Genomic DNA, 17630 nt, shown 5'->3' with positions numbered 1-17630 from the left:
GGATAGTTCCCGGAAAGTGTGGCGAGTGTCACACTTTTCGGTCAAACCTATTGGCTAAGAAGGCCCAGTTCCCGCGCCCTCGCTAAGGCCTCGGTCCTTCGGCCAACGCCCAGTTTGCCATAAAGGTTACGTATGTGAGCCTTCACCGTGGCAGGCGCGACGCCCATGCGCACAGCGATGTCCTTGTTTGCGCCGCCGGCATTGATCAGCTCGAGTACTTCCAGCTCTCGTTGGCTTAGGGGCTCGGCAAGGCTCTGTTCCGGGCTCACCGCAGTAGGCTTGGTGAGTGTCTTGCCCTCGGTGCCTGGTTTCTTTTGGGGCTGCAGCAGGGATCTTATGTTGCGCTGCCAGCCTCCCTCGTTCTGCAGAGAAGGCAACTCAAGCAATAATTCTTTCAGGCGGGGACTTTCCTCGGCAAACAGGCACATAAAACCAGCTTCCGCAGCCATGCTAACCGCACGTTCAAGTCGCGTTTGGCAGTCGTTACGTCTGCCTTGCTGTGCAAGTGCCTCGCCGCATACCAGCAGTGCTTCCACCAGGTGCCGGTTATGTTCGTTTTTTTCAGTTTCGGATATCAGCGCGTCAAGAATACCCAATGCCTGCTCCGGCTTGTTCTCTGCCACCAGCAGCCGGGCCCAGCTGATTTGATTCTGTTCCTTGTTCAGTGGGTTTGTAACCCGTTGGTTCGCTAATGACTCCAGACTTTGCCGCGCTTGAGGTACCTGGCCTGAAGCCAGAAAGCATCGTGCTTTCAGTGCCGTACTGGCTGGCGGCTCAAAAACAAAATGCTCCCTTCGCCTGCGGCCAACCTGTTCGGCATCTTCCAGTGCTTCGATTGCCGCCTGGTATTGGCCATGACTAAACGCAAGGTGCCCCCGAACATGCTGAATGATCACGTGTTGGCCAGGTTCTGTTCCCTGGTCTACATGCTCCAGTAGCGGTGCGAGATGCGCGGCGGCATCCTGTGTTTGATTGCGTTCCCGGTGAATTTCGGTCAGTGCTGCACTAAGCCAGCATGAGATCAATCGGGGCTGGGTTGGATCAGAATAATGCTGGTCGACCCATCGGCGCACGTCTGTGCAGGTATTCTGGGCAAGATCCATATCGCCACGGTTGTACTGTATCCACGCCAAAAGCCCGCCGCTTGAGAGTACTGTGCTTGGCTTGCGTTCCACCTGGCCGTAGTGAATCGAAGATTTTAGCGCTTCTTCGGCGCCGGTCAGATCACCCCTGCCATAATCGTCTAACCCTAAACCGTAATAAGTCACCGATTTAAGTGGAATTCGAGTGTGGTCTATATCAGCAAGAACCTGCTGGGTCAGGTTGTTGGCGCTTGTATTATCGCTGCGGGACCGAGCAAGATAAGACCGTATAAGTGCTATCTCGCTTTGCAGGCCCAGTGCACCTTCTGCGTCCGGCGCAGAGTCAGCAACACGGCGGTTCAGCAAGTTTTCTACATTCGACAATAGAGGTTCCAGATGATCGAACCGATTGGCAAAAAAACGGCTCCACACACGCAGCATCTGTAGCTGCGCACTTCCTTCTGTTTGCTCCGGAGGCAGGGATTCAAGCCAGCCCAGAACCGGCAAATGATAGCCCTCGTGGATCAGATTATTGCCGTGGGTAGCCAATACCCCCGCCAGCCACGGCCAATCCTTCTTTTGTACAATCTGGGTAATAGCCTCTTGCACCTGGCCGTGGTCTAACAGCCATTCCACTGTTCGGTGCCAGAGTAGGTGGGCGCGCTCCGGGTGTGATTGGCTGATCCGTTGCAGTAAGGCATCACGGAACAGATCATGGTAGCGGAACCATTCATTGTGGTTATCAAGAGGAATCAGAAACAGATTTTGCGAGAGTAGCGTTTCCAGCATTTCCTGGCTGTCGGTGCTATTGATGCCGCCGGTTGTGCGGATCGTGTCGCAGAGTGAGGCACACAGGCGGGGGCAGCATGCTGTATCCAGCAAAAAGGCGACAACAGGTTCTGGTTGTTTGTCCAGCACTTCGCTGAGCACATAGTCACTTATGTGCCGTTCGTCTATGTGCAGGGCATTGGTTGTATGGCTGTTGCCCGATAGTGCAGAAAGCTGCATGGCTGCCACCCAGCCTTCTGTACGACGGCATACGGCCTGTACTTCCTGCTCTGAAATGGCAAGACCCATGGTGCTATGAAAAAACTGCCGGCATTCATCTTCAGAAAATGCCAGTAACGCCGGGTGGATCTCCTGCACCCAGCGGCGCACACGCCAGCGGGCCAGTGGCAGAGGTGGTTCCGTTCGGGAGGCCAGCGTGATGGTGATGCCGGCAGGAAGGTAATCCGCAAAGTAACCGAACTGACGCTGAACCTGTCCGGTTGAGATAAACTGAAAATCATCCAGCACCAGATTCCATGAGCCGCCATCAGCCGCAAGGGTGTTGATCAGTGCTGTAATTGCACTGCTGATATGATCGTCGGTACTGCCGGCAAGATGTTTATGGCAAGCTTCGAGCCCCCTCAGACCGGCGTGTTCAAAGGCGCTCGCCACGTATTGCCAGAACCGCCGGGGCTCATCATCGTGCTCATCAAGGGATAACCAGGCAATCGGGCCAGGCGTCTGGGCGCACCATTGACTGACCAGCGTGGTTTTACCAAATCCGGCCGGCGCGATCACAAGATTCAGCCGCTTGGGCTGGCGTGGCTCCAACAGCGAAGTGAGGCGTTCGCGGCGAACCGCTCTCGGGTCGGACGCGGGCCTGAGAAACTTGGTGGTTAAAAGCATGGCTGTTCCGGATGCCGAATAAATGATGATCTCGGATTGTGTGCTATGTCCCGGTCAAGTCAAGGGCCAGGGGGCAAACATCGCTGTCATAAGCTGCGTAAATGTCATTTTGGTCTAAACTGAATCAAAGGCATCTTCTATACTAATAAAGAATGAAAAATTGGTGCGTTATGCGTATTCTTATACGCGGGCTACCCGTACACATTCATTTTCAGCCCGCAGAAGGCCGAAAACTCAGGGAGCGACAGAGCTAATGAAATTACAACAGTTGCGCTATATTTGGGAAGTTGCGCACCATGATCTTAACGTGTCGGCAACTGCCCAGAGTCTGTTTACATCCCAGCCGGGCATTTCCAAGCAAATTCGCCTTCTTGAAGACGAGCTAGGCCTGGAAATATTTGCCCGAAGTGGCAAACACCTTACCCGTATCACCCCGGGGGGTGAAATCATTGTTCGCGAAGCCGGTGAAATTCTGCGCCGTTCCGAAGGTATCAAGAAGATTGCCCAGGAATTCAGTAATCAGCGTAAGGGCGATCTGAGTCTGGCTACAACGCATACCCAGGCCCGTTATGCCTTGCCGCCCGTCATCAGTGGCTTTATTGAAGCATACCCGGATGTGTCCCTGCATATGCACCAGGGCACACCTATGCAAATTTCCGAAATGGCGGCCGCCGGCACTGTAGATTTCGCCATAGCGACTGAAGCCATGGAGCTATTCAACGATCTTATCATGATGCCCTGTTATCGCTGGAACCGGACGGTGGTGGTTCCCAAGGATCATCCGCTCGCGCAGTTGTCTGAGTTAACACTGGAAAAACTGGCTGAGTATCCGCTGGTGACTTATGTTTTCGGGTTTACCGGGCGCTCAAAGCTTGATGAAGCATTTCAGACCAAAGGTTTGACCCCGAAAGTGGTGTTTACGGCAGCGGATGCCGACGTTATCAAAACCTATGTACGCCTGGGGCTCGGGGTAGGGATTATTGCCAGAATGGCGTTTGACCCTGAAACCGATACGGACCTGGTGGCTCTGGATGCCAGAAAGCTTTTCAGCCCAAGCGTGACCCGGATTGGTTTCCGAAAGGGGACATTCCTGCGCGGCTATATGTACGACTTCATCCAGCGATTCGCTCCGCATCTTACGAAGGAGGCCATAGATGAAGCCGTTGCGCGCCAGAGCAACCGCGGTGATATAGAAGCCTTATTCAAGGACATAGAGTTACCCACCCACTGACAGATTACTGCCAGCCCCGCCGGTGTTACTGGCGGGCGATCAGGTTACCCGCATGCAGGCCGCACTCTTTTTGCGTGGCTTCTTCCCACCACCAGCGACCTTCACGCTCATGTTGCCCTGGCAAAACCGGGCGAGTGCAGGGCTGGCAGCCGATGCTGACAAATCCCTTTTCGTGAAGCTCGTTATAGGGCGCCTCCGTCATTCGAATATAGTCCCACACCTGTTTTGACGTCCAGTTGGCAAGCGGGTTGAACTTGACCAGGGATTTGTCAGGGCCGGAGAAGCTGGCATCGTCCTGAACAACCGGAACCTCGTTCCGGGTGCCCGGGCTCTGGTCTTTACGTTGGCCGGTGATCCAGGCATCAACACCTGCAAGTTTACGCTTGAGAGGGTTTACCTTGCGAATACCGCAACACTCGCTGTGACCGTCTTCATAAAAGCTGAACAATCCCTTCTGGTTCACCAAATTCTGTACTTCGGTGGTATCCGGGAATAGCACCTCTATATTGATGTCGTAATGCTTGCGGACCCGCTCGATAAACCCATAGGTTTCCGGGTGCAACCGACCCGTATCCAGTGTGAACACCTTCAGATTATTCGTAAGCTTGTGGGCCATTTCGATGAGCACCACGTCTTCGGCGCCACTGAAAGAAATAGCGATGTTGTCATAGCGCTTGAAAGCGGCTTTCAGAATGGCTCTCGGGCTTTCCTGGCCCAGTTCATCCTGTAGCTCCCGGATATTACTCATAAAATGTCCGTACCTAATGCGGGTTTTAAAGAAGGTTAGCATTAAATGCTTAATTCCATGAAGGAATGACAGTCTATATGTATATATCTTTTTGTTTGTTCTGGTAGTAAGGGCGCGCAGGTTTGTTGTCGTTGCCGGTGCATTCTTCTCCGGTTTTTCTTATGATACCGCGCTAATAGAAGGGGAGCGCGCCTTGCTCTCGTTTGAAATCCTTACTTGGAACACTGAATCAGGAGATCACTGTGGAACTGGCATGTCTTGACCTTGAAGGCGTATTGATCCCGGAAATCTGGATCGCATTTGCAGAGAAAACCGGTATTGAAGAGCTCAAGGCGACCACTCGCGATGTGCCGGATTACGACGTGCTGATGACGCAGCGGCTTAAGCTTCTGGACCAGCACGGATACGGCTTGCCTCAGATTCAGGAAGTAATTGGTGAGTTGGACCCACTACCAGGCGCCCGTGAGTTTCTCGATTGGTTGCGCGAGCGGTTTCAGGTAGTGATTCTCTCCGACACCTTCTACGAATTTGCCATGCCGCTGATGAAAAAGCTGGGTTACCCGGCGCTACTTTGCCATAAGCTGGAAGTGGCCGGGAATGGCCAGATTACCGATTACCTGTTGCGCCAGAGAGACCCCAAGCGCCAGTCGGTGCGTGCGTTCCAACTGTTGAATTACCGCGTTATTGCCACGGGTGATTCGTACAACGACACCACCATGTTGGGGCAGGCAGAAGCAGGCATTCTGTTCCACGCGCCAAAGAATGTAATCGATGAGTTCCCGCAGTACCCGGCTGTGCAGGAGTTTTCAGATTTGAAGCAGGAATTCCTGAAGGCGAGTGCTGTTCACTCCGCTTAAATTCAGCCGGTTTTGCATTGCCGGGCGCTGGCACTTTCGAATCAGGGCGATAGCTAACCTAGTCGCCCTGATTCAGCTTCTCGAGGAAATCCATCAGCGGCTTCACTTTGGTGAGGGTTTCCTGATACTCGCTTTCTGGTTCCGAGTCGGCAACAATGCCGCCGCCGCCCCAGCAGCGTATGGTGCCGTCGGACTGGCAAAGTAGTGTTCTTATGGCTATGTTGCTGTCCAACCTGCCATTCAAGCCCATATAAAATACAGAACCACAGTAGGGGCCTCTCCAGTGTGGTTCCAGTTCCCTGATAATTTCCATTGCTCTTATTTTAGGCGCTCCTGTAATCGAGCCACCCGGAAAGGCAGCCAGGAACGCTCTGAATGGCGTGACGTCGGATCGCAACGTGGCTTGAATGTGACTAACGAGGTGATGAACGTTATGGAAGGACTCCAGCTCGAAAAGCCCCTCAACTTTGACCGTGCCAGGCTCGGCATGCAGGCCAAGATCGTTGCGAAGCAAATCCACAATCATCAGGTTTTCTGCACGGTCCTTTTCCGAATTTATCAGTTCTTCAGCTAATGCCCGGTCTTCGGCAGTCGTTCGTCCTCTGGCGCGGGTACCTTTTATAGGACTCGTGCTCATAATATTCTGACTGATGCTCAGAAAACGCTCAGGAGAGACGGATAAAATGTCCGCTGCGCCTTGACGAATAAAGGCTGAAAAAGGCGTGGGGTGAGTTTTCGTTAAGGCCTTGTAGGCGTTCCAGCTATTGCCTTTATACCGCCCTTCAAATTCCTGTGAAAGATTCACCTGGTAACAGTCGCCTGCCTGAATATAGCGTTTGACCTTATCTACATTGGTTTTGTACCGGGTCGCTGTTTGTCTGGGGCGAAATGGCGCTGTTATCTCCCAGTTAGAGCTCGCAGGTGCCGAAGAGGTTTTGAGCCAGTACTCGAGTTTGGCTATTTTTTCTGCCGAACACTCAGGGTGCAGCCACAGGTAGTGTTTGCCAGTTTTTTGGTTACAACTGGCCATCCAGAGGTAAAGGTTTGCTGTAAGAACCGGATCTGGTGAGGCGCGCCTTATGGCTGACAACCGTTCTTCCAGAAGGTAACCAAACTCGAAGCTGACAGAGCCGACCCAGCCTCCGACCAGGTACTCGTCAGCTTGTTCGTGTTTTACCTGATAGTAGCCACTGGCCTGCTCAATGCTCTCAATACGTTTCTGGGCCTCGGCAAAAGAGCATTCGCTTTTCAGCGTTTGCTGGCACTCGGTCTCGGCCAGGCATGCAAATCCTGCGAAATCTCCAACACCTTTCGCGCCGGAGGCGCCTCCCAGGTGGAAAAAATCACTTTGCACAGAAGCGTGCGCCAGTAGCGAATGATACTCGTCTTCGGTGAGCTCTTTTGCGCCAGTTGTGCTCACGCAGCCTCCGTTCTGAATCGAGAGAATGTTAATTGGTACACAGTTTCAGGATTGCTCGTTCGTTTGAACTGCTGGTGTAATGAAAACCGTGGAAACCTGCTGGGCTATCGGTTCCTATAGTAACAGGATCCACCTACTGAATTAACGCAGAACTTAACCCGGAAGGACCAGATATGATTAATCGCGTTTTGACTGTATGGCTGTGTGTGTTGGGTTTAATGATTGGCGTACCGGCAGCCGCTCAAGAAGGTAAAGAGTACGAAGACCATATTCTTTCGGACGGTAAATTCACGAACGAGGAACTGGCGGTTGTTATTCTGCGTGCCAAAGATGATTTGACCTCTTTGCTGGAAAAGGCGGTTGCAGAGGTGAAGGTAGAGATGGAAGAAACGGGTCTTTTCAGTCCCCAGGCATGGATGTTGATGAAAAACCAGGATCTGAAGAAGGTGTCGTTATCAGGGCAGGCTGAGAGCGCCCCCCCGAATATCAAGGTTCACATGTTCCGTGCAAGCCTCAGGTCTGTGGCGCGGCATAATCGAATTGATGCGGCGCTGATCGTATACCCTGGTTCTATCAAAAAAGACGGCGAAACCCAGCGCATTGTTGCGGTTGAGCATGAACATCGCCTGGGCGTGTCGGGACTCAAGCTTATCCCCCTGAACCTGGAAGATGGTGAGGCATCCTTTGGTGAGCCAATTTCTCAAAAAAAGCCTTTCGCTTTTTTTTATGAGGGGAAGCCTGAAAAACAAAGCGGCGACAAATTGAAAAAGTAACCGAATAGATGTTGTTTGTTACGAAGTGTGAGCGTTTTCACGGAATCGGACTGTAAAACAATCTTTAATGGAGTTGTGGGGTCACGAACTCCACTTCCAAAATTAAGGCTCATACAACAACAAAATGAGTCGATAAGGAGATAAAAATGAAAGGCCTGAAAAAACTTGCTCTTGTAACAGCAATTGCCGCTGCCCCGTTCGCAGCTAACGCAGATCTGAAAGCTCTTGACGACTCAGCGATGGGGAACGTCACCGGTCAGGCTGGTGTAACCATCGAACTGGAAACCCGTGTCTCGATTGGTGAGTTCACATACACTGATGAGGGCACCTTCGCGGTTTCCGGCATTGAGATTGGTGGTGCAGACGCCAGTGGTTTGACTCTAACTGATCCAAACGATCCCAACGGCGGGTATGATCCGCAGACCGGTTTGGTGACCCAGAGCGAATTGTTGGATGATCTGAAAATCGACATTGATGTTGCCGCAGACGGTGATGCAACAATTCATGTCGGCTCCAACACGGGTGCCCCGATCGATTGGGGTATGCAGGTTGACAGCATGTCGCTGCGCGACAATGTTGAGGCGGGCTCCGCCACTCAGAACACCACGCTTATCTCAGGCCTGAAAGCTTGGGGTCAGCTGGCTGCCCTGGATATCCGCGTAGACACTAAAGATGTTGGCGGTATTGCGAATACCGGTACTCTGAATCTGGATGCTGCTTTCACAGTTGAACAGATGGATTTTGATGTGGAATTCCTCGGTGTCGGCATTCGGGGTATGAAGATCGTAGGTGCTAACGCCGGTGGCGCTACGTACTCAGATCAGGAAATGGCCGATCTGCTGGGCGACGCTAACGGTGAAGATCCAGCTCTCGAGGGCAAACTCGCTGCTCTTGCCTCGGGTAACAACCCACTTGGCCAGTCGTTTGCTGTAGCTCGTCTGGATGTCTACAAGGGCAATGGTCTGGGCGCATCAGGTGCTACCGATGTTCTGCGTGTAGACGTTGATGATGTGTTGATGGATGTAAGTGTTGCAGAAACCATTATCGGTGGTGCTAACATCGGTACCATTGGTATCGACAACCTGCACATCTCTGACACCAAGCTGGCTGTATACGGTCACTAATCTGACCTGACAACCAGTTGTGTTGAAACGCCCCGCACCGCGGGGCGTTTTTCGTTATTGGAAAGATAATATGAATGGCCATAAAAAACGGCAGCTTAAAAATAAAAGCTGCCGTACTGTTTGAAGCTGGGGCGTGAGGTTTGCGGCTTACTGGTCAGGCACCGCAATGGACAGATCAAATCCGCCACCCGGCCTTGGCGTCAGAGTAACTGGCCCTTCATTAATGCCTTGCGGGATTTGTATTTGATCTATGCCCGGTGGGCTGCCAATGGAAAAATTCAGATTCTGCCCATCAAAACCAATACCCAGCTGATCGTTAAGAAAAGACTGGGTGAAAGGCTCATCCGGAATCTGCATTTGCTGCCCGAAGACCAATGGCGGGATATTGGGTGTGAATGCTGCAGGAGGCTGCGCTCTTGCAAGCTCTTCCTGGGGCAGAAGTAGCGCCCGGCGAAGGAATTCTTCCTCAGCATTTGCAAGGGCGTCGGATTTACCCTCGTCTGTAAATCTTTGCAGGGCTTTTCGGTAGGCTTCGTCTTCTGCTTCTGTGGTAACGGGTTCGCCCGGGGATATCGTCAGGGCGCGAATGATGCGCTGGCGGTCTGCTTCTGATTTGCGGTTTTCTTTTGGTACCACTATTACCGCAGAATCTTTCACGTAGGTTTCGACCATCTCGTCTGAGGTCATGGCCTGAACACCCGCAACTGTTGGCATTGAAGCGGAAAAAGCCAGCGCAGCGGCAAGGCCAGCCGTTATTCGCGAGGCACTTTTGGTAAAGTTTATCGCGACGGAGTGATACCCGATTGGTAAGTTCTGGTTGTTCATAATATTGCCTCTTGCTGCGATGAACTCAGGTGCGAGGCGTGTCTGAGGTTACAGCAATCAGTACGCTTCTCTATAGTTCCAAGTATTCGGGTTGTCTTACAGTAATTCAAGCGTGCAGACGCCAGTTTGTGATCAGACCCCTTGAATTGCCGTAGTGTTACAAAAAGCCTGGTTAGGCGGGTTAACATAGTGCTGAACTTTGCATAGGTTCGGCCATTAAGGCACTGAACATTAAACTATATGTACCGGCTTCAGGGGCAAAATGAGCAGACTGATACGCAGCCGCTTTGAGGGTTGGATAAACCGCCGCATTCCGCGCTCGGATGTTCAGGTGTTCACCCAGAGAAACCTTTTTATCTTGCCAGCCCCGGCTGGCGTAATGTTCGGGCTGTTGCTTCTGATAATGTTGCTTACCGGCATAAATTATCAGAACAGTCTTATCTACCTGATTACCTTTTTGCTTGGTGCGGTGTTTGTGGGGGCTATGCACCAGACACATCGCAACCTTTCCGGCCTTGAGCTAACACTGGTTCAGGCGGGCGAGGGGGTTGCAGGGGATGATATTGTTTTTCGGTTGCGGGCGGCCGCCGGCGAAGACGATGCCATAGCTCTTACGCTGTCTGTCGATAATTTGTCGGTGCCTGTGGCCCACGTACCTGCTGGCCAGTCAGTAGACATTGCCTTGCCTGTATCCTCAGCATTTCGGGGCTATTTGCGGCCAGACCGCATTAGGGTAGAGACCTGCTTCCCCTTTGGTTTGTTAAAGGCCTGGTCGTGGATGAGGCCGGCGGAAGCCGCTGTGGTTTTTCCAAGGCCCATTGTCGCCCCGGATGTTCCAAGCGCCGCAGAAGATGGGGATAAAACCGCCAGTTTCCGCTCCCCGGAAGGGAATGATCACGCGGATCTAAGGCCCTGGCGAGAGGGGGATATGAGCCAGCGTATCATGTTGAAGCGATTTGCCCGCAGTGGTCAGATGGTCGTGGCAGACTGGGAAGCTGATAAAGGCAACCCCCATTGGCTGGATTTTAATGCGTTTTCCGGTGTGGATTATGAATTGCGGTTAGGTTACCTGTCATGGCTTGTTTTCGAGCGGGAAAAAAGCGGGGCAAGGTTCGGTTTGAATTTGCCCGGGCAGGTCATAGAGCCGGGCAGTGGTGCGGCCCATGCGACTCGGTGCCTGAGGGCGTTAGCTGTCTGGGGCGAAGAAAAACCACGAGATGCCTTCGCAGTGCCCCATGGCACGCGCTGGTACAGCCAAACAAAAAAAACTGAAGGCGTATAAAAGGAGTGCATTTGTGAGTTTTTGGCGCAAAGCCGGGAGTGAGCCTGAACCACACAACGATACCTTGCCGTCTCGGGCACTGTTATGGCTGATTATCAGTTTTGCTTTGTTGCTAACCCCCCAGTTTGATCGACTTCCCCTGTGGTTGATCTTTGTGTGTACCGCATTGGCAGGCTGGCGGTGGCTTGCTCAGCAAGGCCGTGTCCGTTTGCCAGGCAGTTGGTTGCGTACAGGCATTATGCTGACGCTGGTAGCGGTATATCTTATTCGAGTGCAGGGCAGTTTTACGGTGGACACCGCGGCGTCATTTTTTGTGCTGGCGGTTGGCTTGAAGTGGCTTGAAACTCGCACGGCAAGGGATTTTTATGTGCTGTTTTATATTCTGGTGTATCTGGCTACGGTGAATTTTCTGTTCCATCAGGAAATCCATTGGGCGCTGGTGAATATTGGCGCCATCGCCTTGTTACTCATCGGCCTGCAAGTACTGAACGCACCGGATTTACCCGGTGGCATAAAAGCCGGCTGGCGCAGGCTGGGTGTTATGCTCCTTAAGGTACTGCCAGTGGTTGTACTTCTGTTTGTGTTCTTCCCCCGTATGGCGCCTCTGTGGAGCGTGCCGCTTGTTTCTGGCCAGGCGCGCACAGGCATCAGTGACACTATGCGGCCGGGGGATATATCCAACCTGGCCCAGAGCAGTGAGCGGGCTTTTCGTGTCACTTTCGGTGGGACAATACCCGAATACAGAGACAGGTATTGGCGAGGGCTCATTCTGGACACTTTGGATGAAAGCACCTGGCGCCAGAGTGACATCGAGACGTATCGCTCGCTTGGGCGGGTTAATGTGGATGGCGGCGCGGGTGAACTGACGGCACGTGAGTACGATGTATTGATGGAAGCAACGGACCAACGATGGGCGTTTGCCCTCAAAGGCTCGGAAGCGGTGTCTGATAACATAGTGAAGGAGTCGGATGATCTTTTCCGTTTCCGCCGACCGGCAGACAGTAGCATTCGTTACAGGCTGGCCCTTGAAGAGTCCGCCAAAACGCCCGCACACTCCCTAGAACCCCATGAAGCCCGTCTTTACCTTCAGTTGCCTGCGCAGGGAAACCCCAGGGCGCGCGCTCTGGCCAGTGAGTTGAAAAACTCAACCAATAATATGGGCGTCATTCGGTCGCTATTGAACCGTTTTCGGGAACAACCTTATTTTTACACTTTGCGCCCGCCGGTGATGCCAGACGACGGTATCGATAGCCTGCTTTTTGAAGAAAAACGCGGGTTCTGCGCCCATTATGCGGGCGCCACAACCTTTGTGTTGCGCTCCGCGGGTATCCCCGCGCGAGTGGTGGTGGGGTATCAAGGTGGCGAAACCGGTGCCGGCGGCGATTACCTGATTGTTCGGCAGTATGATGCCCATGCCTGGGTTGAGGCGTGGATTGAAGGGCAGGGGTGGATTCGTATCGATCCGACCGCGGCTATCGCCCCGGACAGAATTGAATCGGGTTTACGGGAAGCGGTCGCCGACGAAGGCTCTTTTCTCGAAAACAGCTGGGCGTCTGCCCAGAAATACGGCGATGTGGCCATCATCCAGTGGGCAAGCCTGCAGCTTGATCGTATCAACTATCAATGGCAACGCTGGGTGGTTGGGTATCAGGGCCAGAGCCAGCTGGATTTGATGTCTCGCCTGCCTGGTGGGTTTGGCATGCGGGAGCTGGGGTATCTGACCGCAGGCATTGTGGGTGCCGCTTTGTTGATTGTGGGGTTAGTATCAGCTATACAGATGCGCCGGGGCGTAAATCGTGATGGATACAGCCGTGTGCTGGGTGCCTGGTACCAGCTGTGTGGGCGGGCAGGCGTACCGGTCAGGCACGGTGAAACGCCGTCTGTCCTGGCATCAAGGCTGGCCAATGCTGAGCCTGCGGTGGCAGAATCCGCGAGGCTTTTTGCCCGGACGATTAACAGCCATTATTATAGGCCTGAACCCGAGCTTCAATCCGCCCGCGATGGTAATGATGATCTCAAACGCTTGCGCAGATTGCTGGCTACCATGAAACGGCAACTGCACAGAGCTGGCAACTCCCGGCCGAAAAAACGTCGGCCCAGCCCTCAATCAGGAAAGCAAAGTGACTGACATCGCCCTCGAAATGCCCTGGCTTCAGAAGCCATGGCAGTTTATCCAGCAGCGTCTGGCCGAGAATCGGCTTCCCCATGCGTTACTTGTTAACGGGGAATGTGGCGTGGGTAAACGGGCATGGGCTGATGCGGTTTCAGGCTTGCTGTTGTGCACAAATCCGTTAAAAGCCGAGAGCGGTTCACCGGTTGCCTGCGGCCAGTGCCGCCAATGCGAGCTGTTTGCGGCCTCCAGCCACCCGGATGTTCAGGTGTTTTCACCGGAAAAGTCCCGGATGATCAAGATCGAACAGATTCGGTCACTGTCGGCTTATGCGGTGTCGTCGCCCCAGGTTGCCAGTCGCAAAATTGCCGTGATTGATCGCGCAGATCAACTCAATATCAACTCAGCCAACGCACTGCTCAAAACCCTTGAAGAGCCAGTGGAAGACTTTGTACTTTTGCTGTTGCAGGAAAGCGGCCGCCCGGTGTTGCCCACCATCCGGTCCCGGTGTCAGGTGCTGTCGATACCTGTCCCCACGGTGGAGCAGGCAAACCAGTGGCTGGTCAGTAAAGTGGCCCATCTCGAGGCTGACAAGCAACCTTCCGCTGAACTGATGGCGAAGTCTCTGATGTTGGCAGGCAATGCGCCGCGCCTTGCGCTGGAGTATGCCACAGGTGAGTTCCCGGCATTGCGGGACGAGGCGTTCGATAAATTCCGTCAATTTATGAAGGGCCAGATTGCTGTTTCGGAAGCGGCCAAAGCCTTTAAGGCGCTGGGGTTGGAGGATATGCTCTGGTTGTTTGAGGGCTGGGCAGCCGACCTGGCTCGATTGTGCGCCAGGGGCCAGGCAAACGACTCCGAAGCTGGTGAAATGCTGGGGTTTCTGGCGGGTATTAATCCTGCGTGGCGCGCCCATGAGTTGCTGGACATAGTGCGGGAAAGCCGGGCTGCTGGTATCTATAACGTTAGCCCGGAACTGGAAGCCAGCCGGTTATTGATAGCCTGGCGGGATTTGATGCCTAAAAAACGTCGGGCATCCTAGTTGCGCTTTTGCTTGGCACAACTGCTATGATTCGGGCTTATCAGGGGTTTTCTCCCGCACAATTAATTTACCGGTAACACATTCAATTTTAAAAGGTGTCAGATATGGGGCCCGGATTTGGTGCACGCAGCGGCATTCTTACCCTGACGATCAAAGACAAGGCGGTGTTGTACGCCGCCTATATGCCATATGTTCGTCAGGGTGGGCTGTTTATTCCTACCCAGAAGCAGTACCAGCTTGGTGACGAGGTTTTCTTGTTGCTGAACCTGATGGATGAACCGGAAAAGCTCCCGGTTGCGGGTAAGGTTATCTGGATTACTCCCAAGGGCGCCCAGGGTAATCGAGCGGCAGGCATTGGTGTGCAGTTTACGGGTGATGACGAAAGTGCCAGAACCAAGATCGAGGCCTATCTCGCCGGTTCTCTGAGTTCTGATCGCCCAACCCATACAATGTGACGGGCGATTCAGAATGAATGAGCCTGCCACATCGCCAGACATCTGCAGCGAGGCCGGGTTGCAGGAGAGGCAATGGCCACTGCAAAACATTACGCTGGCAGGCTTGAGCTGGCCAGCTAACAATGCATCACAAGCGGCTAACACGCCTGTCATAATGCTTCATGGCTGGCTTGATAACAGTCTTACCTTCTGTCAGCTGGCGCCGGAGCTGGCACGGCTGTCGGCGTTGCACGCAGTGGACTTTGCTGGCCATGGGCATTCCGATCATCGCCCTGCAGGCCAAAGCTACCAATTAATGGATTATGTTGCAGACATCGCAGAGCTTATTGAAACGCATATATGCGGCCCGGAACAGACCACGAAAGTGGATATTGTGGGGCACTCCCTGGGCGGTATTGTGGGTTCGCTATATGCAGCGGCTTTTCCGGAACGTATAAGAAAGCTGGTCATGATAGATAGCCTGGGTGCCTTAAGTCGCTCAGCAGATGAAACCATCCCGCAGCTTCGCAAATCCATTCGCAAGCGCATCTCCGGGTCTGGCCGCTCTGCTGTCTATGGAGATATAGCGGCTGCAGCAAAAGTTCGTGAAGGCGGGCTCAGCCCACTGAGCCATGAAGCTGCACTGGCGTTGATGCCGCGCAATCTCAAGCCTGCAGACGGCGGATATAGCTGGCGCACCGACGCCCGCCTGCGCCACCCTTCGCCACTTATGATGTCTGAAAGCCAGGTAGTGGCCTCTCTCGCAGCGGTACAGTCTCGAACATTACTGGTCAGTGCCAGGGAAGGGCTGCTTACTGGTCGTAAAGGACTTGATAATCGCTTGAGTGCGATGCCCAACGTAAAAAAAGTGGAGGTTCCCGGTGGGCATCACTGTCATCTTGATGGGGATATCAGACCGGTTGCCGATGTTGTCAGAAACTTCCTTAATAATGAGTGATACCTTGCGCAAACTGTTTGTATGTCGCTTGCTTGCACCTGTGTTGCTGCTATTCGGGTCCGGCCTTGCCAGTGCCGAACTGCTCCAGGCAATGCCCAAGGCATTTGCCCAATCCGTGCTTGAATTAACAGTGCCTATTGAGTCGTCCGGACATTTGGTTCTGTTCAGCCCTGTACGAGAGGTGAACAACGAGATTCGCTCGGAAACCATGGCCCGGTTACCGGTTTCCGGGGAAGGGCGGCTTTATCAAATTTCCCGGGATGCGAACCGCAGGGAAGCGCGAGAGCACTACTTGAGGTTGCTTGAAGATCGTGGTGCTCAGCTTTTGTTTGAGTGCTCTGGGGTTCGCTGCGGGCGAAGCAATGTGTGGGCAAACCAGGTGTTTGGCCAGTCGGTTCTGTATGGCCGGGACGCAACGCAGGATTATCTTGTGGCCGGTGGTATTGCCGAGGACGGCAGCCGCTGGTTGACCTCCGTGTATACGGTTACCCGGGGCAACCTGCGAGAGTATGTATGGGTGGAGCATTTACAGGTAGCGGCTGGCGCGGCAGTTCCCGGCCTTGGCACGGTAAACAATCGCATTGTCGGTCCTGTGGTTGTTCCCTGGCACGGAGGCGTTACTTACCAGTTTGACTGGCGAGCTACAGACCGCCGTAAAATCAATGAGCTTGCACGCCGTGAAGGTGCCACGGTGGTCCTTGTGGGCTACTCCGCACTGGGGGCAAACGAATCGTTCAAGGATTCCATCAACCGCGCGCGCAAAGCGACAGAGTCTCTTTCCGAGATTCTGGCTAAAACCGGTGTCTCCAGGCAACAGCAGGAGTTGCTTGTTGTCGGGCCTTCGGTGGTTATTGCCGATCCCGCCCGGGAGGGAGATCGGGTTGAGGTAATGGTTATAACGAGGTAATTGCGTGTCAGAAAATGATGTCTCCAAAGTTGTGGACAGCTCCGACATATCCGCCACCGAGATAGCTAGTAGCGAAAGCAACGCCCCGAAGCGCAAACGCCAAACCGTTGCTCTGACTCTGGGCAGTGGTGGTGCCCGGGGGTATGCCCATATCGGTGCGATAGAGATTTTGGCAGAGCGCGGCTATAACATTGTCGCCATATCGGGTTGTTCTATGGGGGCTCTGGTTGGCGGCATGTATGCTGCCGGCAAAATGCAGGATTACAAAGACTGGGTAACCGGGCTTGGTCAGTTTGATGTGCTCAAGCTGCTGGACCTCACTTTTAATTCTTCCGGTGCTATCCGGGGCGAAAAGATCTTCTCTGTCGTGCGGGAAATGCTGGGTGATACTCGTATCGAAAACCTCCCGCTGCACTATACAGCCGTTGCGACGGACTTATTGGCCCACAAGGAAATATGGTTTCAGGAAGGCCCTCTGGACCGGGCAATACGTGCCTCTGTTTCCATCCCGGGTGTGGTAACACCGCTGGTTATGGGTGGCCGGGTGTTGATTGACGGTGCGCTACTGAACCCGTTGCCTATCATTCCCACTATTTCTGCCCATGCGGATATTATCGTTGCAGTGAACCTGAGTGGTGAGGATGATCGTCGCCAACGAGTGCCGGATGCCGCGTTTTCAGGTAGCGTTGATGAGGAAGATACCGACGAGTGGATGAATACTCTCCGCGACAAAGCCTCACGCTGGTTCGATTGGGATGCGTTGAGATCCCTGGGGCCGAGAAAGAATGTCTCCGATGACAGCCCGGAACAGAAAATATCGAAAGAGGTTCAGAAAAAAGAACCCCGGAAACACAGCGAGAAAGCGCTGCAGGAAGAGCACGAGACCATAGATTGGGACAAGCTTGGAATCGGCAAGTTTGATGTTATGAACCTTACAATCGAGACCATGCAAAGCGCTCTTGTTCAGTACAAAATTGCCGGTTACCCGCCGGATTTGCTGGTTAACATCCCCAAGAATGCGTGTCGGAGCTACGATTACCACAAGGCGCCCGAACTCATTCAACTGGGGCGTGAGCGAATGGCGGCGGCGCTGGACCGCTTTGAAGAAAATCAAGGCAGTTATGGGCCTCTGGCTATTTAGGCCGGCCCAGTCATGGCCTGTT

At 53.5% G+C, this 17630-nt stretch carries 15 protein-coding genes; 11 read left to right on the top strand and 4 right to left on the bottom strand.

All coding sequences use genetic code 11. From position 1 onward, the window contains the following. Positions 1 to 47: 47 nt before the first annotated feature. A complete protein-coding gene (locus tag ACTHYN_RS02005; protein ID WP_441810821.1) occupies positions 48 to 2756 on the bottom strand; it encodes a LuxR C-terminal-related transcriptional regulator in 2709 nt (902 codons plus the stop codon). 253 nt (positions 2757 to 3009) lie between these two features. On the opposite strand from ACTHYN_RS02005, the gene cysB reads away from it, so the two are divergent. Further along, complete coding sequence (cysB, locus tag ACTHYN_RS02000) at positions 3010 to 3987, top strand: HTH-type transcriptional regulator CysB (RefSeq protein ID WP_441810820.1); 978 nt, start codon at positions 3010 to 3012, stop codon at positions 3985 to 3987. 25 nt (positions 3988 to 4012) lie between these two features. Here cysB and ACTHYN_RS01995 read toward each other — a convergent pair whose 3' ends face one another. Further along, on the bottom strand, positions 4013 to 4735 hold the full coding sequence (locus ACTHYN_RS01995) for a phosphoadenylyl-sulfate reductase (RefSeq protein ID WP_441810819.1): 723 nt from the start codon (positions 4733 to 4735) through the stop codon (positions 4013 to 4015). Positions 4736 to 4977: 242 nt separating this feature from the next. Between ACTHYN_RS01995 and thrH the strand changes: the two genes are divergently transcribed. Continuing rightward, a complete protein-coding gene (thrH, locus tag ACTHYN_RS01990; protein ID WP_441810818.1) occupies positions 4978 to 5592 on the top strand; it encodes a bifunctional phosphoserine phosphatase/homoserine phosphotransferase ThrH in 615 nt (204 codons plus the stop codon). 58 nt (positions 5593 to 5650) lie between these two features. On the opposite strand, the gene pabB is transcribed toward thrH, so the two are convergent. Further along, positions 5651 to 7012 (bottom strand): aminodeoxychorismate synthase component I, encoded by a 1362-nt coding sequence (pabB, locus tag ACTHYN_RS01985; protein WP_441810817.1) that lies wholly within the window; start codon positions 7010 to 7012, stop codon positions 5651 to 5653. Positions 7013 to 7185: 173 nt separating this feature from the next. Between pabB and ACTHYN_RS01980 the strand changes: the two genes are divergently transcribed. Next, positions 7186 to 7785, top strand: coding sequence for a hypothetical protein (locus ACTHYN_RS01980; RefSeq protein ID WP_441810816.1), 600 nt, complete (start codon positions 7186 to 7188; stop codon positions 7783 to 7785). A gap of 146 nt (positions 7786 to 7931) precedes the next feature. Further along, positions 7932 to 8909 carry a DUF6160 family protein gene (locus ACTHYN_RS01975; RefSeq protein ID WP_441810815.1) on the top strand — a complete coding sequence of 326 codons (978 nt, stop codon included), beginning with the start codon at positions 7932 to 7934 and terminating at the stop codon, positions 8907 to 8909. Positions 8910 to 9056: 147 nt separating this feature from the next. Here ACTHYN_RS01975 and ACTHYN_RS01970 read toward each other — a convergent pair whose 3' ends face one another. Beyond that, entirely contained in the window at positions 9057 to 9623 is a 567-nt protein-coding gene (locus tag ACTHYN_RS01970) for a hypothetical protein (protein WP_441810840.1), read from the bottom strand. A 373-nt stretch (positions 9624 to 9996) separates the two neighbouring features. Here ACTHYN_RS01970 and ACTHYN_RS01965 point away from each other — a divergent pair, with 373 nt between their 5' ends. From ACTHYN_RS01965 to ACTHYN_RS01935, 7 genes are all read left to right on the top strand, one after another. Continuing rightward, the gene (locus tag ACTHYN_RS01965) at positions 9997 to 11016 is read left to right on the top strand and encodes a DUF58 domain-containing protein (protein ID WP_441810814.1); all 1020 of its coding nucleotides are present in this window, start codon (positions 9997 to 9999) and stop codon (positions 11014 to 11016) included. Positions 11017 to 11029: 13 nt separating this feature from the next. Further along, on the top strand, positions 11030 to 13144 hold the full coding sequence (locus tag ACTHYN_RS01960) for a transglutaminase family protein (protein WP_441810813.1): 2115 nt from the start codon (positions 11030 to 11032) through the stop codon (positions 13142 to 13144). Continuing rightward, on the top strand, positions 13137 to 14168 hold the full coding sequence (locus tag ACTHYN_RS01955; RefSeq protein WP_441810812.1) for a DNA polymerase III subunit delta': 1032 nt from the start codon (positions 13137 to 13139) through the stop codon (positions 14166 to 14168). Before ACTHYN_RS01960 ends, ACTHYN_RS01955 begins: the two co-directional genes overlap by 8 nt. 104 nt (positions 14169 to 14272) lie before the next feature. After that, the gene (locus ACTHYN_RS01950; protein ID WP_441810811.1) at positions 14273 to 14623 is read left to right on the top strand and encodes a PilZ domain-containing protein; all 351 of its coding nucleotides are present in this window, start codon (positions 14273 to 14275) and stop codon (positions 14621 to 14623) included. 13 nt (positions 14624 to 14636) lie between these two features. Next, entirely contained in the window at positions 14637 to 15560 is a 924-nt protein-coding gene (locus ACTHYN_RS01945) for an alpha/beta fold hydrolase (RefSeq protein ID WP_441810810.1), read from the top strand. Further along, complete coding sequence (locus ACTHYN_RS01940) at positions 15553 to 16467, top strand: DUF4892 domain-containing protein (protein ID WP_441810809.1); 915 nt, start codon at positions 15553 to 15555, stop codon at positions 16465 to 16467. The genes ACTHYN_RS01945 and ACTHYN_RS01940 overlap by 8 nt, the downstream gene beginning before the upstream one ends. A gap of 4 nt (positions 16468 to 16471) precedes the next feature. Continuing rightward, positions 16472 to 17608, top strand: a complete 1137-nt coding sequence (locus tag ACTHYN_RS01935) for a patatin-like phospholipase family protein (protein ID WP_441810808.1) — start codon at positions 16472 to 16474, stop codon at positions 17606 to 17608. Positions 17609 to 17630 lie beyond the last annotated feature (22 nt).

It is taken from the genome of Marinobacter sp. (assembly GCF_052091845.1).
In the GTDB taxonomy this organism is placed as follows: domain Bacteria; phylum Pseudomonadota; class Gammaproteobacteria; order Pseudomonadales; family Oleiphilaceae; genus Marinobacter.
The sequence above is the reverse complement of the archived record's forward strand: the minus strand, read 5'-3'. Positions and strand labels throughout refer to the sequence as shown.